Here is a 26594-nt window from a genome sequence, read left to right as displayed (position 1 = left end):
TCAATTACAAATAATGAACAATTACCCATTTAAATTCCTCCTTGTTAAACCTAAAGTTATTTTAACACATAAATTGTGAATTAAACAGTGAATATTGTTCTGCAAAAGGGTACAGATTGTGGAACAATTAAATAGATGTCTTAAGCTCAGATAGCAATCTGGGCTTTTTTGTCGTGCAAAACTTTATAAATTCATTTAGTTTTTTTATTTGCTAAGGGGGTGGTTATAATTAGAAAGCTAGAAATTTATAAACCAACAATCTTTAAAGCTGAACAATCTTACTACGATAAGGATGCTGCTGATATGGCAGTAAACTTTATAAGTTATTTAAAACATACAAAAGGTGAATGGTTTGGAAAAAACTTTGACTTGATAGATTGGCAGGAGCAGATTATTCGAGATGTATTTGGGACGATGAAGCCTAATGGCTATCGACAGTTTAATACTGCCTATATTGAGATAGCTAAGAAACAAGGAAAGTCAGAACTTGCCGCTGCGGTTGCCTTACTTTTAACATGTGGTGACTTTGAACATGGTGGAGAAGTATATGGATGTGCTGCGGATAGGCAACAAGCATCGATTGTATTTGACGTTGCAGTTGATATGGTGGAACAATCACCCGCACTTAAGGCACGATTTAAACCCGTCCTTTCACAAAAACGATTGATTTATAAACCATTGGGTAGTTTCTATCAAGTGTTATCTGCGGAAGCTTATACAAAACATGGATTGAACGTCCATGGGGTAGTTTTTGATGAGTTACATGCACAACCGAACCGAAGGCTATACGATGTTATGACTCATGGTTCAGGGGACGCAAGGAAACAACCATTGTATTTCTTAATCACAACTGCAGGAAATGACCAGCATTCAATATGTTACGAAGTACATCAGAAAGCAAAAGATGTACTTGAGGGAAGAAAAATAGATCCTACTTTTTATCCTGTTATCTATGGTGCAGAGGAAGATGATGATTGGACAGACCCTGAAGTTTGGAAGAAGGCAAATCCATCACTAGGAATTACAGTAGATATAGAGAAAGTCGAACAAGCATGTGAAAGTGCGAAACAGAATCCTGCTGAGGAGAACTTATTTAGGCAGTTACGATTGAACCAATGGGTAAAACAATCTGTCAGATGGATGCCAATGGAAAAGTGGGACAGATGTGGTTTGCCAGTTGACCCTAAAAGGTTAATTGGTAGAGAGTGCTATGCGGGTTTAGACTTATCATCGACAACAGATATCACAGCATTTGTTTTAATCTTTCCACCAGAATATGAAGATGATAAATATGTTGTTTTGCCTTACTTTTGGATACCTGAAGAAAACATTAGACAGCGTGTGGATAGGGACAGAGTACCTTACGATGTGTGGGAGCAACAAGGTCACATGCAAACAACAGAAGGAAACGTTGTTCACTATGCTTATATTGAAAAGTTCATCGAAGAATTAGGAAAGAAATACAATATAAAGGAAATTGCCTTTGACCGTTGGGGAGCTGTTCAGATGACGCAAAACCTCGAAGGATTAGGCTTTACTGTAGTTCCTTTTGGACAAGGTTTTAAAGATATGAGCCCATCATCAAAAGAGTTGATGAAATTAACATTAGAAGAAAAACTTGCTCACGGCGGACATCCAGTTTTACGTTGGATGATGGATAACATTCATGTTCGAACGGATCCAGCTGGAAACATTAAACCTGACAAGGAAAAATCAACGGAAAAGATTGATGGTGCGGTGGCAACAATTATGGCACTTGACCGAGCAATTAGAAGAAGCGGAACAAGTGATTCCGTCTATGATGATAGAGGATTGATTGTGTTCTAAAGTTAAGGAGATGATGTTCATATGCAGTGGTTTACAAATTTATTTAAAGCAAGAGATAAACCACAAAACTATTCATTTGGGAGCAATTATAGTTTCATCTTTGGAAATTCTAGTAGTGGAAAATCCGTTAATGAATTTACAGCAATGCAAATGACTGCAGTATATTCGTGTGTACGCATATTAGCTGAAGCGGTAGCTGGTTTACCACTGCACTTATATAAGTACACAGATACAGGTGGGAAGGAAAAAGCAATATCCCATACCTTATATTTTTTACTTCATGACGAACCAAATCCTGAGATGAGTTCATTTGTGTTTAGAGAAACATTAATGACTCATCTTTTATTATGGGGAAATGCGTATGCTCAGATCATTCGCAATGGAAAAGGGGAGGTTATTGCACTTTACCCACTTATGCCAAATAAAATGTCAGTCGAAAGAGATGCGAGAGGTAATCTGTATTATTTATACACAAAAACATTTGAGGAAATGAATGGGTCAGAGAAGACAACTATTGCATTAAAAGCTGAAGATGTACTTCATATACCCGGACTTGGTTTTGATGGTTTAGTTGGATATTCACCAATTGCGATGGCTAAAAATGCAGTGGGTCTAGCAATGGCAACTGAGGAATATGGTGCAAAGTTTTTTGCTAATGGAGCGGCACCAGGTGGTGTCTTAGAACATCCGGGAACTATCAAGGACCCCCAAAGAGTAAAGGATAGTTGGAATAAAGCTTATCAAGGTTCAAGTAATGCCCATCGAGTTGCTGTATTAGAAGAAGGGATGAAGTATCAACAAATCGCAATTGCACCCGATCAAGCACAATTTCTTGAAACAAGAAAATTTCAGATTAACGAGATTGCTCGAATTTTCCGAGTGCCACCTCACATGGTAGGTGACTTGGAAAAGTCGAGTTTTTCTAATATAGAGCAACAATCGTTAGAATTCGTTAAATACACACTTGATCCATGGGTTATTCGGTGGGAACAAGCAATTAGTCGTTCACTATTTACTAAAAGTGAAAAGAAAGCGTACTTTGTGAAATTTAATGTGGATGGATTGCTTAGAGGTGATTATGCTTCACGAATGAGTGGCTATGCAACAGCAAGGCAAAATGGCTGGATGAGTGCTAATGACATTCGTGAACTTGAGAATTTAGACCGGATACCGGATGAACTTGGGGGAGATTTATATTTAATCAATGGGAATATGACGAAACTCCAAGACGCAGGTGTGTTTGCAAAGAAATATGAAAAGGAGGAAACCGAATATGAAGAAGTTTTGGAACTGGACAAAGAATAATGAAACTGATAAACGAACCCTTCATTTATATGGGGCAATAGCAGAAGAGAGTTGGTTTGATGATGAAGTCACACCATCTGCCTTTAGGGAAGAACTCGTGCAAGGCAAAGGCGATATTGAAGTTTGGATTAATTCGCCAGGGGGCGATTGTATTGCAGCTGCGCAAATTTACAACATGTTGATGGAATATCCAGGTGATGTCACTGTCAAAATTGATGGGATTGCCGCATCGGCAGCATCTGTGATTGCGATGGCAGGCACTGAAATTCAAATGTCACCAACGTCCCTAATGATGATTCATAATCCATTTACTGTCGCAATTGGTGATAGTGAAGAAATGAAAAAGACGGTGCATATGCTTGACGAAGTAAAAGAAAGCATTATTAACGCATATGAAATTAAAACAAGTTTATCAAGAAATAAACTATCCGAATTAATGGATGCTGAAACGTGGCTTAATGCACATAAAGCAATTGAACTCGGATTTGCGGATGCCATTATGTTCGCAAATGGTAAAGATGAAAACCAACCTGAGAACAGCTTTGTTTTTAGTAGACGAGCAGTAACAAATTCATTAATAAACAAGATACAAAAACCACAAAAAGGTCAATCGGTTGATCCGCTTTATGAGCGGCTTAATTTATTGAAATATTAGGAGGAAACCAATATGAATAAAATTTTAGAATTACGTGAGAAAAGAGCAAAAGCATGGGAGGCTGCTAAAACTTTTTTAGATACTAAACGTGGAAGTGATGGTTTGGTATCGGCTGAAGATGCACAGATGTATGATCGTATGGAAGAGGATATTATGAATTTAGGCAAAGAAATTCAACGATTAGAACGGCAAGAGGCTTTAGATGCAGAATTAAATCGTCCAATAAATACACCTATCATTGGAAATCCATCTGTTCCAGGAATGGAAACAAAGAGTGGACGAGCTTCTGAAGGTTATACAAAGGCATTCTGGAATGCGATGAGAAGTAAAAATCCAACACAAGAAATTATGAACTCACTATCAGTGGGAACAGATTCAGAAGGAGGATTTTTAGTTCCCGATGAATTCGAGCGTACACTTGTACAGTCATTAGAAGAAGAGAACGTATTCCGAAAACTTGCTAAGATTGTAAAAACGTCCAGTGGCGATCGTAAAATTCCAGTTGTCACTACTAAAGGTTCAGCGGCATGGTTGGATGAAGGAGAAGAATTTGAAGAAAGCGATTCAGTGTTTGGACAGACTTCAATCAGTGCTTATAAGTTAGGTACAATGATTAAAGTTTCGGATGAATTATTGAACGATAGTGTATTTAATTTAGAGAATTACATTTCAACTGAATTTGCTCGAAGAATTGGAGCAAAAGAAGAAGAAGCGTTTCTTGTCGGTGATGGAGCAGGAAAGCCGACTGGAGTGTTTCATGATACTGGTGGTGCAGAATTAGGAGTTACTGCCACATCAGCAACAGCTATTACTGCAGATGAAATTATTGACTTAGTTTACTCTTTAAAAGCACCATATCGTAAAAATGCTGTATTCATTATGAATGATGCAACAATAAAAGCAATTCGAAAATTAAAAGATGGTCAAGGTCAGTACTTATGGCAACCATCACTAACTGCCGGTACACCAGATACGTTATTGAATCGTCCAGTATTCACTTCAGCTTATGCACCGACTATTGAAACGAAAGCAAAGTCTATCGCCTTTGGTGATTTCGGATATTATTGGATTGCAGATAGACAAGGTCGTTCATTCAAGCGTTTAAACGAACTTTTTGCAACAACAGGGCAAGTTGGTTTCCTAGCAAGTCAACGTGTCGATGGAAAGTTGATCTTGCCAGAAGCAATTAAAGTCTTACAACAAAAATAAATAAAGGAGTAGAATGTGATGGGGTATAATGCTAAGAATTATACGGAACAAGGCGGAGAAAAAACGGTTATTGGCGGGGAACTTGTTATTGAAGAAGGGGCGAAGGTCACTGGCCTTCCTTCTTCTTCAAATGAAAAAATGGCAAATCAATCTGATAGTACAGCAGAAACAATAGAAGACTTAGTTGCGGATTTTAATGCATTACTATCGAAATTAAAAGCCTCTGGTTATATGTCAGAAGAATAAAGGTGGCGAAAGTGATGACATTACTAGAAAAAGTAAAGGCTAATTTAATACTCCAACATGATAAAGATGACGCTTTAATAGAAATGTACATCACTGCCGCCATTTCTTATGCAGAGAGTTATCAACATATTAAAGAAGGCACATATTTAGATGAGAATATGCCCGCGACAACGGAACAAGCGGTTATCATGTTGGCATCACACTTTTACGAAAGTCGAGATGGCAGTACAGGTGGATTTTTCGCAGATAGCGCACTTGCTGGAGAGCAAGTTTGGAAAACAGTCAACCTTTTATTAAGGCTAGATAGAGATTGGAAGGTGTAGTGTATGAGTTTTGGGAAAATGCGTACATTCATCGACATTATCACACGTGAAATTGTAAAAGATGAAGAGTCTTTCAGTGAAGAAACCGATAGAATCCTAGCATCTGTGACAGCTTATAAAGAAGAACGCTTCGGTAGTAAGACTTGGGCAAATAGGGCAGCCTTTTCTGAAGCGAATGCATTGTTTCGTTTTAGAAACATTCCCGATTTAACCATTAAACCAAAAATGTTTATCGTATGTGATGATGGACGGTATGAAGTAGTAAGTGTTGATAATGTAAAAAATAGAAATATGTATATTGAAGTTTTAACTAAGAAGGTGGTGGCAGCGGATGGCTAAAGTAAATATAAAGATGCCAGAGGAGTTTTTGATGAAGGTTTCAAAGCTAGGCAACAAGACAGATGAAATTGTTCCGAGAGTTCTTGAAGCAGGTGGAGAAATTGTATTAGATAAAATGAAGTCTAATTTAAGCTCGGTTATTGGGAAGGACACAAAACTTCCGAGTAGATCAACTGGTGAGTTGGTATCTGCATTAGGAGTATCACCTGCCTTAGTTGACCGAAGGGGAAACCATAATGTTAAAGTAGGGTTTAATGAACCGCGTAAAGACGGGGTGAGCAATGCTAAATTAGGAAACATCATTGAATATGGGAAATCTGGACAACCTGCGAAGCCATTTTTAAAACCTGCAAGAAGAACATCAAGACAGCCATGTATGGATGCCATGATTAAAAAATTGGAAGAAGAAGTGGAAAGTATATGAGTGTACTAGCTGAAGTGACTCAAATTGCAGAACAATGTGGTATTCCAGTTGAAACGGGTATCTTTTCGGATACTGCTCCTGATTTATATATTGTCATTACACCAATTGTTGAGATGTTTGAATTACATGCGGACAATTTCCCGAAGTACGATGTTCAAGAAGTTAGAGTTTCATTGTTTTCAAAAAAGAATTATACATCAATAAAAAACACCTTAGTCCGTACTCTTTTGGGTGCGGACTTTGTTATAACAGATAGGAGATATATCGGTCATGAAGATGATACTGGATATCATCATTTAGCAATTGATGTGGCAAAATATTATGAATTTGAAATGGAGGAATAATTTATGGCGACTATTGGTCTTGATCGGCTTTATTATGCAACAATAACAGAAGGAGAAAACGGTGATGAAACCTATGAAACTCCTACTCCTTTAGCAAAGGCGATTAGTGCTGAATTATCTGTTGAATTAGCTGAGGCAACTTTATATGCAGATGATGGTGCGGCTGAAGTGATTAAAGAATTTCAAAGCGGAACACTATCGCTTGGTATTGATGATATCGGTGTGGCCGCAGCTAGTGATTTAACTGGAGCAACAATTGACGATAATCATGTACTGATATCTACAAGTGAAGACGGTGGAGATCCAGTTGCAATTGGATTTAGAGCGAAAAAGGCAAATGGAAAATACCGATACTTTTGGCTATACCGAGTAAAGTTTGGTATCCCAGCAACAAACCTCGCAACAAAAGGAGATAGTATTACTTTCTCTACACCAACAATTGAGGGTACGGTTTTACGAAGAAACAAACTTGATGGTCAAGGAAAGCATCCATGGAAAGCTGAAGTAAGTGAAGGTGACGATGGTGTGAATCAAGAAATAATTACTGGTTGGTATAGCGAAGTGTATGAACCAGTATTTGCTGCGGGGACTGAAGGATAAAAGGAGCGATCAATTATGACGAATGAAAGAAGTGCTAAGATTACGATTGGTGGTTTGGACTATGAATTAATCTTAACAACAAAAGCGACAAAGGAAATTGCAAAAAGGTATGGTGGCCTTGAAGATTTAGGTGAGAAGTTAATGAAAGCTGAAAATTTTGAAATGGCTTTAGACGAGATTGTCTGGTTAATTACCCTGCTTGCCAATCAAAGTATCTATATCCATAATCGATTAAATGAAGAAAAGAAAGAGTTGTTAACGGAAGATGATGTGGAACTGTTAACATCACCTGTTGAAATGGCAACTTTTAAAGATGCAATTATGGAAGCAATGTTTAAAGGGACAAAACGATATATTGAGTCGGAGGAAACCGATACAAAAAACGAAGTGGTCGAGTAAACGATGAAGAAATGTTTGCTCGACTTATTTATTATGGAGTCACTCAGCTAAAAAGGACTGAAGAAGAAGTGTGGTTAATGCCTATTGGCCATTTACTTGATCAATGGGAAATCCACAAACAATTCACAGGTCTTACAAAACCTAAAAATGAACTATCCATTGATGACATCATTCCTTATGGCATTTAATAAATTACAATTTAGTAGTACTTCGACTATAATATAAATGCTACACATACTTATCTACTAGAAGAAAGAAGTGATAATAATTAAAATTAAAATCAATTTTTTTAATAATGATTTAATCAAAGCAATAGGTTCTGGGGTCTATGAAATAGTTATTAGTAAGGATGGAGATTCTAAAGTACTTTATGTAGGAGAATCGGTATTTGTTTTAGTAAGATGTGCATCACACTTGTATGAATTGAAAAAGAGTCCAGAATATTTTGGGTTTACTAATAAAACGATATGTGATGAATCAATAACATTAGAATTTAGGTTAATTGGTAATGAAAAAAGTAAAAAAAATCGAAAGATAAAAGAATTAGACTACATTAAGAAAAATTCTCCTCTTATACAAAGTGGAATTTCAGATCGTATGAAAAAAATTGAAGATAAAATAGAATCACTTACGGACTTTTTAAATGATAAGGTAGGTAATTAAAAAAATACATCAAGAATATTTATATGAACAAGGTAAAGGACAATCAATAGATTGTTCTTTTTTTATGTTCATTTTTAAAGGGAGGTGGCAGTATGGCGGATAATTTTGGGCTTAAAATTGGTGTTGAAGGGGAACGAGAATTTAAGAAATCTCTAAGGGAAATTAACCAAAGTTTCAGAGTCTTAGGCTCTGAAATGAAGCTAGTGACATCAGAATTCGATAGAAATGATAAGTCAATTAAGGCAATAACAGCGAGAAATACAGTACTAAATAAAGAGATTGATGCACAAAAGGAAAAAATATCAACGCTAGAAAAGGCTCTTGCCAATGCTGCTGAATCCTTTGGAGAAAATGATAGAAGAACATTGTCATGGCAAACTCAGTTAAATAATGCGAATGCCGAATTAAATAATTTAGAACGTGAACTGAAGGACTCACAAGAGGAAGTAAAGAAGCTTAACCGAGAAAAAGTTGAAAAACTTGTGAATGGTTTAAAAACAGCGGGTGAAATTGCGGGTAAAGTATTGGTAGCAGGCTTAAAAGCAGCCGCCGCAGCAATGGCTGCAATCGGAACTGGGGCAGTCGCATCAGGTAAGTTTATAAAGGACTCTTTAAATGTTTATGGCGAATATGAAGATGCCATGAAGCAAGTTCAGGCAACGATGGGACTAGCCGGTGAAGAAGGGGAAGAAGCCTTCAATAAATTATCTCAAGCAGCAAAAGATGCGGGAGCAAGTACACGTTTCTCGGCATCGGAATCAGCTGAGGCATTAAATTACCTAGCTTTAGCAGGATATGATACAGAACAGGCGATAGGAGCACTTCCAGGTGTGCTTACACTTGCTGCCGCGGGTGATATGGATTTAGCAAGAGCATCTGATTTAGTAACAGACTCGATGGCGGCTTTAGGCCTTGAAATTGCTGATATGGACATGTACATGGACAAAATGGCAAAGACATCACAAAAGTCCAACACAGATGTACAGCAATTAGGTGAAGGAATACTTGTTGCGGGAGCGACAATGAAAAATGCTGGGCAAGATTTAGATACTTTGAATGTGATGTTGGGAGTCCTTGCTAACAGGGGGATAAAAGGGGCAGAAGGTGGAACGAAACTAAGAAACATCATTATGTCTTTAACGTCTCCAACTTCAGCTGCTGCAAAAGAATTAGAAAGTCTAGGTATAAGCGTTACTGATTCATCAGGGAATATTCGAGATATGAACGACATATTTACTGATTTAAATAAAGAACTAGATGGTTTGTCAGAAGCAGATAAAATGAACGCATTAAGTAATATTTTCAATAAACAAGATCTAGCGGGCGTTAATGCATTACTATCTGGAACTGGCGATGAGATGAATAATCTATATAAGGAACTTGAAAATGCTGATGGTGCCGCACAACAAATGTCGGATACCATGGAAAGTGGTTTAGCAGGTTCAGTTCGGAGCTTAAAGTCAGCTTATGAAGGTTTACAAATTGTTATTGGAGAACAGTTTGCAGAAATGGCCCAAGGAGCAGTTGGTGATGTAACAGAATTAGTTCGAGATATAACTGAAATATTAAATGATGGATTCCAAGAAGGTGATATTACCGCTATAGGCGAGAGAATATCATCTTTTTTAATTCAAGGAATTAATCGAATTACAGAGTATATCCCGGGTGCCATTGATATGATAGCCACAATGCTAACAGAGCTGGTGAATGTATTGGTAGAACTTTTGCCTACTTTACTGCCACCTTTATTAGAAGGTGCGATTGCGTTATTAACAGGAATTATTGAGGCGATTGTAGGGAATATCGAGCCGTTAGTTGAAATGGTCGTATATTTAGTAACAACTGTTGCGGAATTTATTATTGAAAATTTACCTATTTTAATTGAAGCGGCCATCCAAATTGTTATCGCATTAGCGAATGGGATAGCAGGTGCCTTGCCACAGCTAATTCCAGCGGTTATAGATGCAATCATTTTAATTGTAGATACGTTAATCAATAATTTAGGACAAATATTAAATGCGGCTCTTCGAATTATTATGGCTTTAGCTGAAGGTATTGTTGCAGCTTTACCTAGATTGATAGCTGCCTTACCACAAATAATAAATTCAATTATAAACTTTATTACCTCAAACTTACCGATGATTATCGATATGGGGATCCGTATCATTTTGCAATTAGTAGTTGGCATAATTAAAGCTATACCTTCCCTGGTCGCTGCTTTACCACAAATTGTGATGGCATTAATTACGGGAATAGGAAAAGCAGCAATTGCAATTGTCGATATCGGTCGAAATATTGTACGTGGTCTTTGGGATGGAATTGCCTCTATGGTTACTTGGATCAAAGATAAAATCAGTAATTTTGTAGGTGGAATTGTAAGTGGAGTAAAAGGTTTACTTGGTATTAAATCACCATCAACTGTATTTGCTGGTATTGGTGATGATATGGCTCAAGGTTTAGGGGTTGGTTTTGATAAGGCAATGAGTCAAGTATCTGAGGATATACAAGATGCAGTTCCGACAGACTTCGACATTCAATCAAACGTGAATGTTGGGGCAAATGGTATCGCAACGAGTCAAGATGGCTATGGTTCCTTAATTACAATCCAACAAATGATTGTCAGAAGTGAAGATGATATTAGAAAAGTTTCACAAGAATTATATAACTTAATTCAAACAGGGTCTCGAGCACAAGGAAGGTTCGTGCCAAGTTAGAAAGGAGTGGGATAATTGGGGTTTACGTTTGATGGAGTTCATTCAAAAAACATGAAAATCACCGCAAGAATTGTTAGTTGGCAAGTTTCTCCCGCTCCTAGAAACGCATTTGAAGTTATACCTGGTCGAATGGGAATTGCCGATCTAGGTTCAGATACATCAGAAAAATATATCAAAGTCATTTGTAATATTTTTCCGCAGCATTCATTTACCGAAGTAATTCATCTATTGGATGATGTAGCTGAATGGTTGAACCCTAATTTAGGATTAAAACAATTAGTGCTAGACGATATTCCAAACAGATATTTTTTAGCACGTTTAGTAGAGGAAGTGGATTGTGAACGAATATTAAGAAGTGCAGGTTCCTTTGAACTTACATTTGTTTGTCCAGACCCTTATGGTTATGCGATTACAGATGAGCAATTTACGATTAATTCTACTGGTAGCCATGTAGTTGAAAGGGAGTTAGGCAATATAGAATCTTTCCCGATATATCGAATGAAAGGAAATATCAGTAGTTCAAGTTCAACATTTTTAACGGTTACCACAAATGGCGAAAGTTTAAAAGTTAATGGACCATTATCATCAAATGAAATATTAATCGTTGATAGTGGATTACTAACTGCAAAAATAACAGATACAAGTGGAAATACGGTTCGGAATGGTTTATCTGTTTTAGATGAGTTAAATTTTCCAGTTTTATATCCTGGTAGTAATGAAATAAAAGTAAATAGTACAGGAGCAGCATTTACGGAACTTCACATATTAAGTCAAAGTAGATGGAGGTGATTTTATTATGGCGATTAAATCGGTTGTAACATCTCAAACAGATTTTACTGGTGAGTTTCCGATTCATGATGAAACAGTTGCATTATGGCGTTTTAATGAATCACAGCCAAATGATAATCAGTTAAAAGACATCAGTACGAATAATCATCATTTTACTATATCAAATTGGTCTGGAACATCTTCAAGTTTAGTAGCAGGAAGGTTTGGGCGATTTTTCAGGCAGAATATTGTCAATCCAACAAGTGAAAAGACATATCTTACCGCTACCAATGATGGTAGCTTTTTTACTGATTTAGGGGAGAAAATTGTAGTTGGTGGCTGGATAAATCCGACAACCTATTCAATTGGTCAAACATTTATTCCTATATTTAGTACAAGGAATGGACCCGGACAACCAATCCTATATATGTCGTTATATCAAGGAAGACTACGATTAATGCTTTATAACAATGCTGGGACATTAATTTATGATACATCCGAGACACCAAGTATTAGCTTTGTAAATAATGGCTGGTATTTTATCACAACAATTATTAATAGAAACAATAAAACAATTCAAAACTTTATCGGTGATAGGTCGAATGGGACGACTTGGCAATCACTTGTAAGAAATTATACAGGTGTATTGAATGAAGAATGTACCGCTGACATTGTCATGGGTATGTTACAAGATACGTATTACTATGCTGGAGGTTTTGATGATTGGTTTTTTGAGAAAGATTCAAAGTTAACGATGGAAGATATACACTTATACTTTAAATCTTCTATTCAAGCAAATGGTGCAGATAGTGCATCCCAAGTCGATGCATTAACGGAACCAGGTGCTGTTATTTTAAAGCAAGAAGATAACAAATATCCAAGTAGTGGTGTGCTCTATACAGTACCTAAAAAGTGTGGTTTAGGTGGCAATGGTAGAGTTTCAGTAACTAGTGAATATATTGCTGGGACCACTGCGATTAGTTTAGTTGAAACATCCACATCAGATGACCTTGAGGATTGGACTTCGTGGCAAACAATTGGACCAACAGGTGAATTAATTTCACCTAATAGAGCCTATATCCGCTATCGCATTACTTTAACGACAGAAGATGAAACGAAAACACCGAAACTAATAGAAGTTATATTGCATGATATCCCAAAACCTGTCTATGAAAAACTTGGATTTGCTAGGCCTGTCGTTTTGGATAGTAATGGAGCATGGGATGCAGTTTTAGAAAATGCGTTTGATGTCATTGTTACAAGTGAAATTAATGGTGCTGACATCTTAGAGTTTAAGATTCCTTTTCATGATTTAAAAAGGGAAAGTATTGAAAACGAAAAACAAATTCAAATCGTAGACGATGTGTATCGCATACGAACGATAACGGATGAAAAAAGCCAAGAAGGTAATATCATCACTCACGTATATGCAGAAGCAGATTTTTATGACTTAGCTTTTAGTACGGACAAACAGCCTATTGAATTTAATGCAGATACTGCTGATGTCCCGATGAAATATGCGTTAGAAGGAACGGGGTGGTCTGTTGGAAATATGAATGTAACTACAAAGCGGACGTGGGAATCAGAGGAGAAAAATGCATTATCTATATTACGAGAAGTGCAAAATATCCATGGTGGAGATTTAATTTTTGATAGTGCGAATCGTTTAGTTCATTTACTGACATTTGGCGGTAAAGATAGTGGTGCGTTATTTAGCTATAGAAAGAATATGAAAAGTATTCAAAGAACAGTGGATACAAGAAGTTTAGTGACAAGATTATACGCATACGGTAAAGATGGCATGACATTTTCATCTATCAATAATAACAAAGCATATGTAGAAGATTATAGTTTTACATCGGAAGTTCGAATTGCAACACTTGATGCCTCATCATTTAGCAATCCTTATCAAATGTTAGAGTTTGCAAATATGAGGTTAGGTCAATACGCAAAGCCAAGAGTGTCTTATGTTTTAACTGCTATGGACTTATCCGTACTAACAGGTTATGAACATGAAGAGTGGGATCTAGGAGATATTGTTACCGTTAACGATAAAGAATTAAATTTACAAGTGAAGACTCGTATCGTACGCAGGCAGTACAATTTGCAAGAACCATGGAAAACAGTGATTGAATTATCGACAAAATTAAAAGAATTAGGTGATTCATCAGCCCAGTGGGATAAGGCTGCAGATATGCTACATGACACAGATGTGCTTGATCGGCAGGAAATAAAAGATTTAGTACCGTTTAACCATTTAAGAAACTCCAGAGCAGATGATGGATTTACTTACTGGGTGAATTCTGGTTTTAATGTTGATACGAATAATGGTGCAAGCGGTGATGCATCTTTTAAAGCAGAAGGTGTTTTGGGAATGACGAAATCTATGTATCAAACCGTATATCCAGCAAATCGAAAGAATTATACTATATCCGCACAAATTGGTTCTGAAAATCTAGAGAAAGGGCCAAATGGGCAAGTAGGGATTGAAGTGGAAATTGAATACGAAGATGGTTCGATTGAAAAAAGAATCATAGATTTATATTAGAGGTGTTGGAAATGGTGTTTTTAACTCAAACTGCACATGCAATAAATCCTAAAGGTTCTGAAAAGATTAGAAAAATAACAATTCGCTTATTTGTAAGAGATTGTACTGGAGCTGTATATTTTACGGATATTCTATTGCAAGGTGGTTCAATCGCTACTGGGTGGGTTGGGCATGTATCAGAAATAAAGTGGACACTTGATGGTTAGGTGATTTGAATGGCGATACAATTTACTCGATTTAGTGAAACGATACGTGTGAAAGAAGATAAAAGAGTCGTAAATGTAACTTTGAAATTGTTCGTTACAGACTGTACGGGGACGATTTATTATACAGATATACAACTTCAAGAAGGCGATAAGCTAACGGGATATGTCTTAAACACAGAAACCTCACTTGAAAAATATAGAGAAGAAAGCGGGGTTCTCCCAGTTCGTTTCTATAATGGAGTGGTTAGAAGTAAAGAAACGATTGTCATATTTAATCTGGGAACAACATCTGCAGGACTGGATTGTCATATCACACCCCTTCAATCAATGAAAGCAGGAAGTATTAAACTTTCGCAAGGATATGGATCCCACCATATGAAATTCAAAGCTGTAGCAAATCCAGATGACACATTTTCATTATTGGCTTCAAGTAGACAAGCGTTGCGAAATCAAACCAAAACAGAAAAAGAAGGGTTTTATCAATATACCGCAGCATCTGATAGTAAGCACATTGTAGAACTCGAAGAAGGAAAAGCAGCTCGAGTTTTATTTGAATTCCAGGAAATGCAAGAAGGAAGTGGCAAGCAATGAGTCAATATCTCGAAGGTAAAAAGACAATGGTGTGGAGTTTCATGGGAAACGCAAGAATGTATGAGGCTTTAAACAAATACGGGGATAGGCTTGACACGGTCGGTATATTTACATTTGAGGTAGATATTACAGGTACTATTAAAGAAACAGGGACGAGTATATCGAGCATGATGCCGTATATTAATAAATGGCCGCATATAAAGTGGCTGCTAACAATCATGAATCATGGAACGGCATCTATATTTACAGCAATCAGAAATAACACAAATGGTGCAAAGGATAAGTTTTTATCTGAAATCGTTCGAATCATGAATAAGTATCCATGGTGTGATGGTGTTGATATTGATTTGGAACGTGGTGGTGGTTATGAAAATAAAGATGCTGCGAACCTCCTGTTTAAAGATATCTATCAAACTGTCAAACAACATGACTCATCAAAACTAGTCAATATCTGCTTACCTGGAATGACAGGGGTTCAAGGTTCTGTTGGTGGAGAAAACTGGTGTGTTTATGAAGACTTAGATCCTTATTGTGATACGGCTGCGATTATGAGTTATGGGATGGCTTGGGCGGGTTCCGCTCCTGGTCCTGTTTCCCCGCGAGATTGGTTGGAAGGTATTTATAATTATGCAACAAGCGTCATGTCTCCAAAGAAGATATTCTTAGGTCTTCCAGGTTACGGTTGGAACTGGCGAATTGATGATACTCCTCAGAATTTAAATAGGGTTTATCGTGGTACGTCCAACACCTATTATGCTGCACAACTTTGGATGACAGGTGGTTATAACTTTACAAATGATGCACCACCGCAACCGATGATTCCTATCATTGCTTATTGGGATGATTACGATAAAGTCCCATGGGCATTGCCACATGTCTATGATTACATGGAAGGTCCAGATGCAGTTACGAGAACCAATCCATTAATTGCAGAAGATTATAACCGAAGAAGCTTTTTAACAGCGTATAGTAAACAACAAAAGACGGAGTTTGGAAATATATATATTGACCGTCAAGGCAGTAATTATGATAGTCATGCGGGAATTGTATCTGATTCTTCTCAGATGGTTACTCTCGGTGAAAACGGTGAAACGATATATAATTTCACATTACAATCTAGTGGAACTTATGACATTGCAGTAAGAATTGGTTTTCCATTTTGGGATAAGAATTCTATTAAGATATCAATTGATAATGATGAAACAACTATTAAAGAGAGTAGGCTATGGTGGCCTTATTGGAGAACAACTTGTTGGTTAACGTTAAAGAAGAATATATCCTTAACAGCAGGTGCACATACCATCAAAGTTAAAGCAGGAATACCTGGTGTACAGTTTTATGGTTTTAGAGTTTGCTCAGACTTCAGGCAATCATCTAGCGCGGGTGAAGCAGAATTTTTACTTGCCCCGCGAAAATTTAAAGGGGTAAATGGTCAAATGGTAGAACCTGACCGGGCATTTAAATTAACGACCGAAGTATTGAGAAGAAAACCAGACTCAGCCCTTATTTGGTACGAAGACTTCAGGGATGAAAATCCGCTACCTAGCAATTATTGGACAACCCTAAGCGGTGAATGGGAAGTATGGAAAAAAGATGATTTTAACAATCCACGTCCTTATGCACAGCTTGATGGAAAAGGTGAATTGACATGGAGATATTCAGATTTTAAAGATATACACATTAGAGCAAGAATTGGATTCCCACAAAACGGAAACGGGCGAGCGGGAGTATTCTGTGGTGATTTATTTTGTTGTTTAAACTATAGTACCCAGCGTTTGGAACTGTATAAAGGTAGTTCATTACTAGGAAGTTATAATGTTCAAATAGGACGCACTCCAAATGTCAACTTACGAACCGCACCTAATCTTTATACGATTGAAATGCGAATACGAAATAATTCTGTCAGGGTGTATTCCGGAGCAGCAAACACATTTCGATTTAAAGTAGATATAAATAATTTCAATGGTGGGTATGCGGGTATTCGCTCTGATAACCGTATGATTTCTGACTTACTTCGTTTAGGAGATGCTTGGACATACGAACCATATGAAAGTGTTGATATAACATTTCCCAATGGAGATACAGTTGAGTTTGGAAGAATTTCAAGAACAGGTGTTACCTGGGATAACGAGTTTCAAGTCTTTAAAGTAAATAGTGATGTAGAAGAAATAAGTACGAGAAATGATGATATATCGATGGATTATGATTTTTTTCACTCACGCGAATTACAACTGACTGCTGGAAACGACTATACGGTTAAAATAAAACCAAAAGATATTAATCTTTGGATATCACGACTGTTTCTAGGCGATGCAGATGGTTTTTCGATTCTCTATTATCAAGATGTCGATAGTTTGGTTTATTGGGCAAATGAGGCAGCTTACAGGTGGAAATTACGAGGCGTTGCTATTTGGTCATTAGGTCAAGAAGATATGCGAGTATGGGATGCATTACCAAAACAAATATAAACAATTCAAGGGTGTCTACAAAATGTGGACACCCTTTTTATATATATGTTTTTAAAATTAAAGGGGGAAACTTTCTATGAAGGATATATGGAACTGGATACAAATCATCGTTACAGCGCTAGGTGGATTTATTGGTTGGTTTTTAGGAGGTTTAGATGGCTTTTTGTATGCATTGATCATATTGGTTGTTGCTGATTATATCACTGGAGTTATGTGTGCAATTGTTGATAAGGAATTATCTAGTGAGATTGGTTATCGAGGAATCTTTAAAAAAGTGTTAATTTTTATATTGGTAGGTGTCGGACATATGATTGACACACATTTGATAGGGGATGGCAGCGTTCTAAGAACAGCAGTCATCTTTTTTTATTGCTCGAATGAAGGTATTTCTATGTTGGAAAATGCTTCACAATTAGGTTTACCAATACCTGAGAAGTTGAAAAATGTACTTGCTCAGTTACACAATAAAGGAGGAAATGAATCATGAATTTAAAAAAGTTATATTTAACGAAGAATGAATGCTATAAAGCGGGAAGAAAGATTACTCCAAAAGGAATTATGGTTCATAGCACAGGGGCAAACAATCCGAATTTAAAGCGTTACGTTGGTCCAGATGATGGATTGTTAGGAAAGAATCAATACAACAATCACTGGAACCAGCCACGTCCAGATGGCAGACAAGTATGTGTTCATGCTTTTATCGGAAAGTTAAAAGACGGCTCGATTGCCACTTACCAAACATTACCTTGGAATCATCGTGGATGGCATGCGGGCGGTGATGCGAATAATACACATATTGGTTTTGAAATCTGTGAAGATAATTTAACCGACAAAACTTACTTTAATAAAGTTTATAAAGAAGCGGTGGAACTTGCTGCTTATCTTTGTAGGCAATACAAACTGACGGAGAAAAATATCATCGGCCATTATGAGGGCTATCAGAAGAAAATTGCTAGTAATCATGGCGACCCTCGTCATTGGTTTTCAAAACATGGTAAGTCAATGGATACGTTTAGAGCTGATGTGAAGAAAGAATTAGCGAAAGGTACCTCAACGTCTAATCCATCAACTGGCGGTAAGAAATTATATCGGGTTCAGATTGGTGCGTATAGTGTTAAAAAGAATGCAGATAAGCAACTAGAAAAAGCAAAGAAAGCTGGCTTTAAAGATGCGTTTGTGAAGTATGAATAAATTATAAAAACCCCTGCAACCCTATGAATCTAGGGCTACAGGGGTTTGAAAATATAAAAAAATAAAAGAATAAGAATTAAAATAGTAATAAAAATAACAGAAATTAATATAAAGTTAAGTAACTTATGTAAGCCTGTCCTATTTTTCAACTTCATTATGTAATGATTAACATGATTATTTAAATAGTAGTATCCACCACTTTGAGAAATTAAGTAGTGTAGAAAGTAAGAAATAATTAAAAATAAACCTATTAATATTGAAAGACTCCACAAGTTTTTGGTTAAGAAATGTGGCATATACGGTGGAGGGTTTAATTTAAAATAGTGTGTTAAAGTTGCTATTGAAATACTAAAAATGAAAAATAGTGTATGTGAATAAACAGGATATTTAGTGAAAATCGTATTTGGATGAGAATAAACAGCAAGATCTTTATCCATGAGCCTTGCAATACTATATAGCAAAATAAATAGTATTGATACGAGCCCAAATAGTCCAAAACAGCTTATAATAATAATAGCAGTTAAACTGTAATTATTTTCATTAGAAAAAATAGCTGTAAATCCTTGAATCGCTCCAAATGTAGCCATCATGATAGCTGCGAAAATACCTAAAATAGAGATGAAATTACTCATCATATTATTGTATTTTTCGGAAGCAGAATATACATTGCCAGTTAAATTATCAACATCATCTTTTAAACTTTGATATAAATTTTGTTTTTGCGATATAGCTAGTTCTGCATGTTGTATTAATTTATAAATAACTAAAAGAGCATTTTGATAATTATCATCTATGTTTAAACTGGTCATTTCACTTGAACTAGGTTTGCTAAAAAGATCCTCTGTGGTAGGAGTGTTATCAGTGGTCTGAGTATCCTTTTCACTGAATCTCTTAACTATATGTTTTTCAAATTCGCTTTTCCATTGTTCGGTAAATGAAGATTCATTTCCATTATAGTCATAATGCGAAAAAATAATATTTGTAATTTCGGAGTATGGAATTAAGTTTGTATTAACTTCTTTAGCTTCCTCAATTAATCTATCTATTAATTTAATATTCTTTTTATGATTTTCAAAATTCTGATATGAATATTCTTCAAAAATCTCACGGAAAATAAAAGAAATATCTCTCCCTTTATTGTCAGATATCTTGTGAGATTCTTTAAATTCATTTAGTGAATTAAATTTGTTCATTTAGAAAACTCTCTCCTCAATACTTCATATGTGTAGACTGGCTTCAGGTTATTAGCAATTTTGTCTTTGTTGTTTTGCCAAAAATTATGCTTATGACTAACACTCACTAAATCGAACACATCATGATTAATAAGGTTTAAGATAACATCATTTACGTTAGGTAATTGGTCAATTTCGTTGGATTTTTCACCATTATCTAAAATTGGCATGTTGTTGAACGTTTTGTACCTATCATACACATTAGGTAATACGGGACCATACATCCAAGCTTGGAACTTTTCATTTTTATATAGTCCTTTAGCTATATCCTCATGACTTTCCCGTATCATATATCCCAAAATAAAATAAGCAATTTTATGAATTTGTAAATGAGTGATTTTTTTATTATTATTTTTGGCAATATATAATATATGATTGACAAGCTCCATCATCTTCCTCACCTCATTTAAATATTAGAAATGTTTCCTTATATATATTATATGACTTTTATTGATTTTAAGCTATGTATTTTAGCCCGAAAATATAAATTACAAAAACGATGATAATTATTATTTAGATAATTCACGAAAGGTTTTTAATGTAAAAGAGGGTTCGAATTCCTACTTTTTTTCGCATATAGGTAGAAGACTATTTAGGAGGAAACCTATATGCGAATGACACAACTCTCACCTAATCATCAAACACCAAATCATAAACAATCAAAACCAACTGAAGAACAACTTCAAAATGAACTTCATTTTCATCTTGCTGAAAAAATGCTCATGAAACTACATGAAGAAGAACTCATTTCCCATGAAGAACTCAATCAAATAAGCAAATTAAATCGTCAAAAATTCAATCCCTTATTAGGACCTTTAATGTTTGATAAACCTTGATATAACAGTGTTCTAACGCTAATATGTCACATACAAGAAAGTGGGGTGAGTGGATGAGGAAGATAACAACACTTGATGTGGCAACATCTTCAGCAGTAAAACCGAAACAAAAGGTCGCTGCCTATATACGAGTGTCAACATCAACCGAAGAACAGCTGATTAGCTTAGAAACTCAAAGACGACACTACAAAACTTTAATTGAAAATAATGATGAATGGCAGCTCATTGATATTTATAGTGATGAAGGCATCACAGGGACCAAAAAGGATAGACGCCCAGAATTGCTTCGATTAATATCTGACTGTGAAAAAGGAAAGATTGACTTCATTTTAACAAAATCAATTAGTCGATTTGCGAGAAACACGATTGACTGCCTGGAACTGGTTAGAAAATTGATGGACTTAGGTGTGCACATTTATTTTGAAAAAGAAAACATCAATACAAATTCTATGGAAAGTGAACTCATGCTTTCAATCTTAAGTAGCCTTGCAGAAAATGAATCAGTGTCACTTTCCGAAAACAGTAAATGGTCGATTAGACAACGATTCAAACGTGGGACTTACAAATTGTCATATCCGCCATACGGTTACGATTATATCGATGAAATGGTGGTTGTGAATGAAGAACAAGCACCAGTAGTCAAGCGGATATTTAATAGTGTGCTTAAAGGAATGGGAACAGAACGAATTGCCATGCAGTTAAATGAAGAAGGAATTCCAACAAAGCGAAACGGCAATTGGACAGGGTCTACGATACGTGGAATTGTTAAGAACGAAAAATACACGGGAGATGTGCTGCTTCAAAAAACTTTTACCGATGAGCATTTTAATCGAAAAGTAAATCAAGGTGAACTTGATCAATACTTAATTGAAAATCACCATGAAGCAATCATCACACATGCTAAATTTGAAGCGGCTAATCGAATGTTAGAATATCAAGCAAGCCAAAAGAATGTAGCTGCTGGAAGCAGAAAATATTTAAACCGCTATCCTTTTTCAGGGAAGATTGAATGTGCGGAATGTGGCGATACATTTAAAAGGAGAATTCACACATCTACGCATAGAAAATATATTGCCTGGTGCTGTTCAACACATATCAAAAATAAAGATGAATGTTCGATGCTTTTTATTAGAGAGGAACGTATTCATCAAGCATTTATAATGATGATGAATAAACTAAAGTTTGGTTATAGATATGTATTCATCCCGCTAATAAAACAATTAGAAGCGACAAATCAAGATGAAAACTATCAAATGATTTCTGAAATAGAAGAACAACTCGAAGTTACAAAAGACGAACTGAATACATTAATTCAATTAATGACAAAAGGGTTTTTAGAACCAGCAATTTTTAATGAACAGAAAATCGAATTGACCCATCGGCATATGAGACTAAAAGAAGAAAGAGACCAGTTACTATATTCATTAAATGATGGTTCAAATCAGCTAAATGAGGTGAAGAGTCTTATTAAATATTTTAAACGAGGAAAATTCATAGATGCATTTGATGAAGAATCTTTTCAAGACATTGTAAAAAAGATAATCGTATATTCACCAAATGAGATAGGATTTCATTTGAATTGTGGCATTACACTTAGAGAAAGGATTGATCGCTAATGGCACATACACCTTTTGGATATGCAATAGTAAACGGAAAAATTGAAGTTCATGCCAAAGAAGCTGAGCAATTAAAGCTTTTAATCGCATCATACTTATCGGGCCAATCTTTAGCTAATGCAGCAAGGGAATCTGGTATTAATCGGTCACATGGCGGAATTACTAGAATATTAACAGATGAAAGGTATCTAGGAAATGAATTGTTTCCGAGATTAATTTCAAAAGAACAATTTGAACAATTAAAAAACGAAAGATTTAAACGAGCGAAAAAACTAGGACGATTAAATAGAACGAAAGAGGAAGAGTCATTTACACCATGTTTTGAATTTACGATCGGAGAAGTGGAAGACAAATACGACAATCCAATTAAACAAGCAGAATATGTATACAGCTTAATTAAAGAAGAGGTGGCTTAAAATGGTTTTAGCAAGAAGCGTAACAGTTATCCCAGCTAGGAGAAGAACGAGAAATGTTGATGCAGAGGATAAGAAAAAATTAAAAGTGGCAGCTTATTGTCGTGTATCAACAGATAGCGAAGAACAAGCAACTAGTTATGAAGTTCAAGTGGAACACTACACTACCTATATTCAGAACAATCCTGAATGGGAGTTGGCAGGCATTTATGCGGACGATGGAATATCTGGGACAAATACCAAAAAGCGTGAGCAGTTTAATAAGATGATTGAGGATAGCATGAATGGAAAAATCGACATGATCATTACAAAATCCATCAGTCGTTTTGCGAGAAACACGCTTGACTGTTTGAAATACATTAGACAACTTAAGGATAAAGAAATACCTGTGTTTTTTGAAAAGGAAAATATCAATACAATGGATGCCAAAGGTGAAATTATGCTCACCATCATGGCATCCCTAGCACAACAAGAAAGTCAGTCACTTAGTCAAAACGTAAAACTTGGAATTCAATACCGATATCAGCAAGGTGAAGTCCAGGTCAACCATAAGCGTTTCCTTGGATACACCAAGGATGAAAACAAGCAACTAGTCATCGACCCCGAGGGTGCAGAGGTTGTTAAACGGATTTATAGAGAGTACCTTGAAGGAGCTAGTCTTTTACAAATATCAAGAGGACTAGAAGCAGACGGTATTCTTACAGCGGCAGGCAAAGCCAAATGGAGACCAGAAACACTAAAAAAGATATTGCAGAATGAAAAGTACATCGGTGATGCCCTTCTACAAAAGACATATACGGTTGATTTCCTTTCTAAAAAGCGGGTCAAGAATAACGGCATCGTTCCCCAGTATTATGTAGAAAACAGCCATGAGCCGATTATTCCAAGGGAGCTTTTTATGCAAGTTCAAGAAGAGATGGTTCGAAGAGCAAATCTTCGTGGCCGCAAAGGCGGTAAAAAGCGAGTCTATAGCAGCAAGTATGCTTTATCGAGTATTGTTTACTGCGGACACTGCGGCGATATTTACCGACGGGTACATTGGAATAACAGAGGCTACAAGTCCATTGTTTGGAGATGTGTCAGTCGTTTAGAGGAAAAAGGCTCTGAATGCACTGCTCCTACCATAAACGAGGAAACATTGCAGACAGCAGTGGTCAAGGCTATTAACGAGCTTTTGGCTAACAAAGAACCCTTCCTCTCAACCTTGCAGAAAAACATAGCTACTGTATTTAATGAAGAAAATGATAATGCCACCGATGATATTGATGGCAAATTGGAAGAATTACAACAACAGCTTCTTATACAAGCAAAGTCCAAGAATGACTATGAAGATGTGGCTGATGAAATTTACCGCCTTCGAGAATTGAAGCAAAATGCACTTGCAGAGAATGCAGAGCGTGAAGGAAAAAGGCAACGAATCGCTGAAATGACTGATTTCTTAAATGAACAATCCTGCGAGTTGGAGGAATATGATGAGCAATTAGTAAGGCGGCTTATTGAAAAAGTTACGGTATTTGATGATAAGCTCACTGTTGAATTTAAATCAGGTGTTGAAATAGATATTGAGATATAGGATATCAGAAATGGCGACCAATTGAGAGGTGTTACTTCCTTGATTGGTGGCTTTTCTTATTTACGGATTGACTTTGACTGTGAATATACGTATAATAATATCAACAATGTTGTTGATATTATTATTAATAAGGAGTGGACAACATGATTGATGTAAATGAGCTATTGGAAGAAGCTATTAGAGAAACTGAAAATCTAAATGATGGCGAAGTTTTTCTTGTTAAAGATTTATTCAAGGGATATGTGTGGAATAGGATACCCAGAAAGGATCGACTTCTGCTTGGAACGTTATTTTTAAACCATGTTAGCAAAATGAATGGTAATTTAAAGGCTATTGAAAAGACTTCATCTAATCAGCAGAGGTATAAAAAGACAATTGATAAGTTTTAACTATCTTTTGTGAAATTAAAAAAATTATAAATATGTTGAGTAGAAGCAAAAGATTTGGCTTGGAATTTTTACAGCAGTGAATCGATAAAAGGAGCATGCTTGATGGTAGATAATATTATTAAATCAGTAGCAGAGAAATTATCCTCTCTGTCTTATATAGAAGGTATTGTTTTAGGTGGTTCACGTGCAAGGGGCACCCATACAGAGGATTCGGATATAGATATCGGCATCTATTACAATTCAGAATCATTTGACATAAATACTATTAATCAATTCGCTACAAAGCTGGATGATGAGCATAGAAATAACCTTGTTGTACCTCCCGGAGCATGGGGTGATTGGATTAATGGCGGCGGATGGTTAGTCATAAACGGGTATCATGTGGATTTAATTTTACGTGATATTAAACGTGTGGAACAAATAATGAAAGATACAGAGCACGGAATTGTTACTGCCAATTATCAGACTGGGCATCCCCATGGTTATATTAGTGCAATGTATCGAGGAGAATTAGCGATTAGCAAAATACTATATGCTAAGAATGAAAGCTTATGCGAATTAAAAAAACAGGCAGAAACTTATCCCAATGCTTTGCAGAAAAGTTTAGTTAACTTTTTTATGTTTGAAGCAGGGTTCTCTTTAATGTTTGTAAAAGCAAATTCGGGAACAGACGATAAATATTATATTGCGGGTCATGTTTTTCGTATAGTTTCATGTTTAAATCAAGTGTTATTTGCATGTAATAATGCTTATTGTATCAACGAAAAGAAAGCTATAAAACTGCTTGAAACTTTTGAACATAAACCTGAAAAATATACCGAGAAGGTAAATCATATTTTTGAAGTACTCGGTATCTCACTTTTTGAATGCTACGACATGACCGAGAAGCTTTATAATGAAGTGAATGAAATTGTATCGGAGATAAATAACTTTTTAAACGAGGAGAGTTCAGATGAAAGAAAACAAATATGATGATAATATATTTTTTCAAAAATACAGTCAAATGAGTCGCTCGCAGAAAGGACTGGCTGGTGCGGGAGAATGGGAGACTTTGAAAAAGATGCTACCTGATTTTAAGGGTAAGCGTGTGCTTGATTTAGGATGCGGCTATGGATGGCACTGTATATATGCGATGGAAAACGGTGCTTCCTCTGTAGTAGGTGTTGATATTTCTCATAAAATGCTCGAAGTAGCAAAAGGAAAAACCCATTTTCCACAGATTGAATATGAATGCTGTGCCATAGAAGATGTGGATTTCCCAGAGGAGAGCTTTGATGTAATACTAAGTTCGCTTGCGTTTCATTATGTAGCAGACTATGAGAATTTAATAAAAAAGATATATAGGATGCTGAAGGCTGGTGGCAATTTAGTTTTTACAGTTGAACATCCTGTTTTTACTGCTCATGGAACACAAGACTGGTATTATAACGAAAAAGGAGAAATACTGCATTTCCCGGTGGACAATTATTATTATGAGGGCAAACGGACAGCTATGTTTTTGGAAGAAAAGGTTACAAAATATCATAGAACACTGACCACATATCTAAATACACTGCTTTCAAATAGTTTTATAATAAATCAGATTGTGGAGCCACAGCCGCCAGAGAACATGATGGATATTCCGGGGATGGCGGATGAAATGCGACGCCCAATGATGCTGATTGTATCGGCAAAAAAGAAGATGTAATAATATAGAAAAAATAAACGAGGAGTAT

At 36.1% G+C, this 26594-nt stretch carries 29 protein-coding genes; 27 read left to right on the top strand and 2 right to left on the bottom strand.

Features of this window, described 5'->3' with window-relative positions:
* The first annotated feature begins 228 nt into the window (after positions 1–228).
* The 20 genes from GJS40_RS10165 (at position 229) to GJS40_RS10070 (ending at position 18820) form a co-directional block, all read left to right on the top strand.
* Positions 229–1827 (top strand): terminase large subunit, encoded by a 1599-nt coding sequence (locus tag GJS40_RS10165; RefSeq protein ID WP_205178098.1) that lies wholly within the window; start codon positions 229–231, stop codon positions 1825–1827.
* A gap of 21 nt (positions 1828–1848) precedes the next feature.
* Positions 1849–3132 (top strand): phage portal protein, encoded by a 1284-nt coding sequence (locus GJS40_RS10160; protein WP_270897764.1) that lies wholly within the window; start codon positions 1849–1851, stop codon positions 3130–3132.
* Positions 3101–3787 (top strand): head maturation protease, ClpP-related, encoded by a 687-nt coding sequence (locus GJS40_RS10155; RefSeq protein WP_211651034.1) that lies wholly within the window; start codon positions 3101–3103, stop codon positions 3785–3787. Before GJS40_RS10160 ends, GJS40_RS10155 begins: the two co-directional genes overlap by 32 nt.
* 12 nt (positions 3788–3799) lie before the next feature.
* Positions 3800–4996, top strand: coding sequence for a phage major capsid protein (locus tag GJS40_RS10150; protein WP_186088517.1), 1197 nt, complete (start codon positions 3800–3802; stop codon positions 4994–4996).
* Positions 4997–5014: 18 nt separating this feature from the next.
* Entirely contained in the window at positions 5015–5242 is a 228-nt protein-coding gene (locus GJS40_RS10145; RefSeq protein WP_270897763.1) for a Head fiber protein, read from the top strand.
* Between the two features lie 14 nt (positions 5243–5256).
* On the top strand, positions 5257–5565 hold the full coding sequence (locus GJS40_RS10140) for a head-tail connector protein (protein WP_061114369.1): 309 nt from the start codon (positions 5257–5259) through the stop codon (positions 5563–5565).
* Between the two features lie 3 nt (positions 5566–5568).
* The gene (locus GJS40_RS10135) at positions 5569–5904 is read left to right on the top strand and encodes a head-tail adaptor protein (protein ID WP_270897762.1); all 336 of its coding nucleotides are present in this window, start codon (positions 5569–5571) and stop codon (positions 5902–5904) included.
* Positions 5897–6328 (top strand): HK97-gp10 family putative phage morphogenesis protein, encoded by a 432-nt coding sequence (locus tag GJS40_RS10130; protein WP_270897761.1) that lies wholly within the window; start codon positions 5897–5899, stop codon positions 6326–6328. Before GJS40_RS10135 ends, GJS40_RS10130 begins: the two co-directional genes overlap by 8 nt.
* Positions 6325–6672 (top strand): hypothetical protein, encoded by a 348-nt coding sequence (locus GJS40_RS10125; protein WP_078756227.1) that lies wholly within the window; start codon positions 6325–6327, stop codon positions 6670–6672. Before GJS40_RS10130 ends, GJS40_RS10125 begins: the two co-directional genes overlap by 4 nt.
* Positions 6673–6675: 3 nt before the next feature.
* Positions 6676–7272, top strand: coding sequence for a major tail protein (locus GJS40_RS10120; RefSeq protein WP_205178012.1), 597 nt, complete (start codon positions 6676–6678; stop codon positions 7270–7272).
* Positions 7273–7287: 15 nt separating this feature from the next.
* Positions 7288–7671, top strand: coding sequence for a hypothetical protein (locus GJS40_RS10115; protein WP_205178010.1), 384 nt, complete (start codon positions 7288–7290; stop codon positions 7669–7671).
* Between the two features lie 258 nt (positions 7672–7929).
* Positions 7930–8334, top strand: coding sequence for a hypothetical protein (locus GJS40_RS10110; RefSeq protein WP_270897760.1), 405 nt, complete (start codon positions 7930–7932; stop codon positions 8332–8334).
* Between the two features lie 92 nt (positions 8335–8426).
* Positions 8427–11048, top strand: a complete 2622-nt coding sequence (locus GJS40_RS10105; RefSeq protein ID WP_270897759.1) for a phage tail tape measure protein — start codon at positions 8427–8429, stop codon at positions 11046–11048.
* A 15-nt stretch (positions 11049–11063) separates the two neighbouring features.
* On the top strand, positions 11064–11837 hold the full coding sequence (locus tag GJS40_RS10100; protein ID WP_211651040.1) for a distal tail protein Dit: 774 nt from the start codon (positions 11064–11066) through the stop codon (positions 11835–11837).
* Positions 11838–11844: 7 nt separating this feature from the next.
* Positions 11845–14364 carry a phage tail protein gene (locus GJS40_RS10095; RefSeq protein WP_270897758.1) on the top strand — a complete coding sequence of 840 codons (2520 nt, stop codon included), beginning with the start codon at positions 11845–11847 and terminating at the stop codon, positions 14362–14364.
* An 11-nt stretch (positions 14365–14375) separates the two neighbouring features.
* Complete coding sequence (locus GJS40_RS10090; RefSeq protein WP_270897757.1) at positions 14376–14570, top strand: hypothetical protein; 195 nt, start codon at positions 14376–14378, stop codon at positions 14568–14570.
* A 48-nt stretch (positions 14571–14618) separates the two neighbouring features.
* Positions 14619–15161 carry a hypothetical protein gene (locus GJS40_RS10085; protein WP_270897756.1) on the top strand — a complete coding sequence of 181 codons (543 nt, stop codon included), beginning with the start codon at positions 14619–14621 and terminating at the stop codon, positions 15159–15161.
* On the top strand, positions 15158–17629 hold the full coding sequence (locus GJS40_RS10080) for a glycosyl hydrolase family 18 protein (protein ID WP_270897755.1): 2472 nt from the start codon (positions 15158–15160) through the stop codon (positions 17627–17629). Before GJS40_RS10085 ends, GJS40_RS10080 begins: the two co-directional genes overlap by 4 nt.
* A gap of 76 nt (positions 17630–17705) precedes the next feature.
* Positions 17706–18116, top strand: coding sequence for a phage holin family protein (locus GJS40_RS10075; protein ID WP_270897754.1), 411 nt, complete (start codon positions 17706–17708; stop codon positions 18114–18116).
* Positions 18113–18820 (top strand): N-acetylmuramoyl-L-alanine amidase, encoded by a 708-nt coding sequence (locus tag GJS40_RS10070; RefSeq protein WP_270897753.1) that lies wholly within the window; start codon positions 18113–18115, stop codon positions 18818–18820. The genes GJS40_RS10075 and GJS40_RS10070 overlap by 4 nt, the downstream gene beginning before the upstream one ends.
* 35 nt (positions 18821–18855) lie before the next feature.
* Here GJS40_RS10070 and GJS40_RS10065 read toward each other — a convergent pair whose 3' ends face one another.
* A complete protein-coding gene (locus GJS40_RS10065; RefSeq protein ID WP_270897752.1) occupies positions 18856–20013 on the bottom strand; it encodes a hypothetical protein in 1158 nt (385 codons plus the stop codon).
* Positions 20010–20444: a Panacea domain-containing protein gene (locus GJS40_RS10060; RefSeq protein WP_270897751.1), complete on the bottom strand. Its 435-nt coding sequence runs from the start codon at positions 20442–20444 to the stop codon at positions 20010–20012. The genes GJS40_RS10065 and GJS40_RS10060 overlap by 4 nt, the downstream gene beginning before the upstream one ends.
* Before the next feature lie 216 nt (positions 20445–20660).
* Here GJS40_RS10060 and GJS40_RS10055 point away from each other — a divergent pair, with 216 nt between their 5' ends.
* From GJS40_RS10055 to GJS40_RS10025, 7 genes are all read left to right on the top strand, one after another.
* Positions 20661–20888, top strand: a complete 228-nt coding sequence (locus GJS40_RS10055; RefSeq protein ID WP_270897750.1) for an SHOCT domain-containing protein — start codon at positions 20661–20663, stop codon at positions 20886–20888.
* Positions 20889–20941: 53 nt separating this feature from the next.
* Positions 20942–22504, top strand: a complete 1563-nt coding sequence (locus tag GJS40_RS10050) for a recombinase family protein (RefSeq protein ID WP_270897749.1) — start codon at positions 20942–20944, stop codon at positions 22502–22504.
* Positions 22504–22920 carry a serine integrase family protein gene (locus GJS40_RS10045; RefSeq protein ID WP_270897748.1) on the top strand — a complete coding sequence of 139 codons (417 nt, stop codon included), beginning with the start codon at positions 22504–22506 and terminating at the stop codon, positions 22918–22920. Before GJS40_RS10050 ends, GJS40_RS10045 begins: the two co-directional genes overlap by 1 nt.
* Position 22921: 1 nt before the next feature.
* Positions 22922–24490, top strand: coding sequence for a recombinase family protein (locus GJS40_RS10040; RefSeq protein WP_270897747.1), 1569 nt, complete (start codon positions 22922–22924; stop codon positions 24488–24490).
* Between the two features lie 143 nt (positions 24491–24633).
* Positions 24634–24879, top strand: coding sequence for a single-stranded DNA-binding protein (locus GJS40_RS10035; RefSeq protein WP_000567889.1), 246 nt, complete (start codon positions 24634–24636; stop codon positions 24877–24879).
* A gap of 102 nt (positions 24880–24981) precedes the next feature.
* Positions 24982–25851: a nucleotidyltransferase domain-containing protein gene (locus GJS40_RS10030; protein ID WP_000228166.1), complete on the top strand. Its 870-nt coding sequence runs from the start codon at positions 24982–24984 to the stop codon at positions 25849–25851.
* Positions 25832–26566 (top strand): class I SAM-dependent methyltransferase, encoded by a 735-nt coding sequence (locus GJS40_RS10025; protein ID WP_000662263.1) that lies wholly within the window; start codon positions 25832–25834, stop codon positions 26564–26566. Before GJS40_RS10030 ends, GJS40_RS10025 begins: the two co-directional genes overlap by 20 nt.
* Positions 26567–26594 lie beyond the last annotated feature (28 nt).

Source organism: Aliibacillus thermotolerans (genome assembly GCF_027853235.1).
In the GTDB taxonomy this organism is placed as follows: domain Bacteria; phylum Bacillota; class Bacilli; order Bacillales; family Marinococcaceae; genus Aliibacillus; species Aliibacillus thermotolerans.
The sequence above is the reverse complement of the archived record's forward strand: the minus strand, read 5'-3'. Positions and strand labels throughout refer to the sequence as shown.

Coding starts and splice junctions, on each gene's coding strand:
- GJS40_RS10160 (WP_270897764.1), top strand. CDS start 1,849: ATGCAGTGGTTTACAAATTTATTTAAAGCAAGAGATAAACCACAAAAC.
- GJS40_RS10155 (WP_211651034.1), top strand. CDS start 3,101: ATGAAGAAGTTTTGGAACTGGACAAAGAATAATGAAACTGATAAACGA.
- GJS40_RS10150 (WP_186088517.1), top strand. CDS start 3,800: ATGAATAAAATTTTAGAATTACGTGAGAAAAGAGCAAAAGCATGGGAG.
- GJS40_RS10145 (WP_270897763.1), top strand. CDS start 5,015: ATGGGGTATAATGCTAAGAATTATACGGAACAAGGCGGAGAAAAAACG.
- GJS40_RS10140 (WP_061114369.1), top strand. CDS start 5,257: ATGACATTACTAGAAAAAGTAAAGGCTAATTTAATACTCCAACATGAT.
- GJS40_RS10135 (WP_270897762.1), top strand. CDS start 5,569: ATGAGTTTTGGGAAAATGCGTACATTCATCGACATTATCACACGTGAA.
- GJS40_RS10130 (WP_270897761.1), top strand. CDS start 5,897: ATGGCTAAAGTAAATATAAAGATGCCAGAGGAGTTTTTGATGAAGGTT.
- GJS40_RS10125 (WP_078756227.1), top strand. CDS start 6,325: ATGAGTGTACTAGCTGAAGTGACTCAAATTGCAGAACAATGTGGTATT.
- GJS40_RS10120 (WP_205178012.1), top strand. CDS start 6,676: ATGGCGACTATTGGTCTTGATCGGCTTTATTATGCAACAATAACAGAA.
- GJS40_RS10115 (WP_205178010.1), top strand. CDS start 7,288: ATGACGAATGAAAGAAGTGCTAAGATTACGATTGGTGGTTTGGACTAT.
- GJS40_RS10105 (WP_270897759.1), top strand. CDS start 8,427: ATGGCGGATAATTTTGGGCTTAAAATTGGTGTTGAAGGGGAACGAGAA.
- GJS40_RS10095 (WP_270897758.1), top strand. CDS start 11,845: ATGGCGATTAAATCGGTTGTAACATCTCAAACAGATTTTACTGGTGAG.
- GJS40_RS10090 (WP_270897757.1), top strand. CDS start 14,376: ATGGTGTTTTTAACTCAAACTGCACATGCAATAAATCCTAAAGGTTCT.
- GJS40_RS10080 (WP_270897755.1), top strand. CDS start 15,158: ATGAGTCAATATCTCGAAGGTAAAAAGACAATGGTGTGGAGTTTCATG.
- GJS40_RS10075 (WP_270897754.1), top strand. CDS start 17,706: ATGAAGGATATATGGAACTGGATACAAATCATCGTTACAGCGCTAGGT.
- GJS40_RS10070 (WP_270897753.1), top strand. CDS start 18,113: ATGAATTTAAAAAAGTTATATTTAACGAAGAATGAATGCTATAAAGCG.
- GJS40_RS10065 (WP_270897752.1), bottom strand. CDS start 20,013: ATGAACAAATTTAATTCACTAAATGAATTTAAAGAATCTCACAAGATA.
- GJS40_RS10060 (WP_270897751.1), bottom strand. CDS start 20,444: ATGATGGAGCTTGTCAATCATATATTATATATTGCCAAAAATAATAAT.
- GJS40_RS10055 (WP_270897750.1), top strand. CDS start 20,661: ATGCGAATGACACAACTCTCACCTAATCATCAAACACCAAATCATAAA.
- GJS40_RS10050 (WP_270897749.1), top strand. CDS start 20,942: ATGAGGAAGATAACAACACTTGATGTGGCAACATCTTCAGCAGTAAAA.
- GJS40_RS10045 (WP_270897748.1), top strand. CDS start 22,504: ATGGCACATACACCTTTTGGATATGCAATAGTAAACGGAAAAATTGAA.
- GJS40_RS10040 (WP_270897747.1), top strand. CDS start 22,922: ATGGTTTTAGCAAGAAGCGTAACAGTTATCCCAGCTAGGAGAAGAACG.
- GJS40_RS10035 (WP_000567889.1), top strand. CDS start 24,634: ATGATTGATGTAAATGAGCTATTGGAAGAAGCTATTAGAGAAACTGAA.
- GJS40_RS10030 (WP_000228166.1), top strand. CDS start 24,982: ATGGTAGATAATATTATTAAATCAGTAGCAGAGAAATTATCCTCTCTG.
- GJS40_RS10025 (WP_000662263.1), top strand. CDS start 25,832: ATGAAAGAAAACAAATATGATGATAATATATTTTTTCAAAAATACAGT.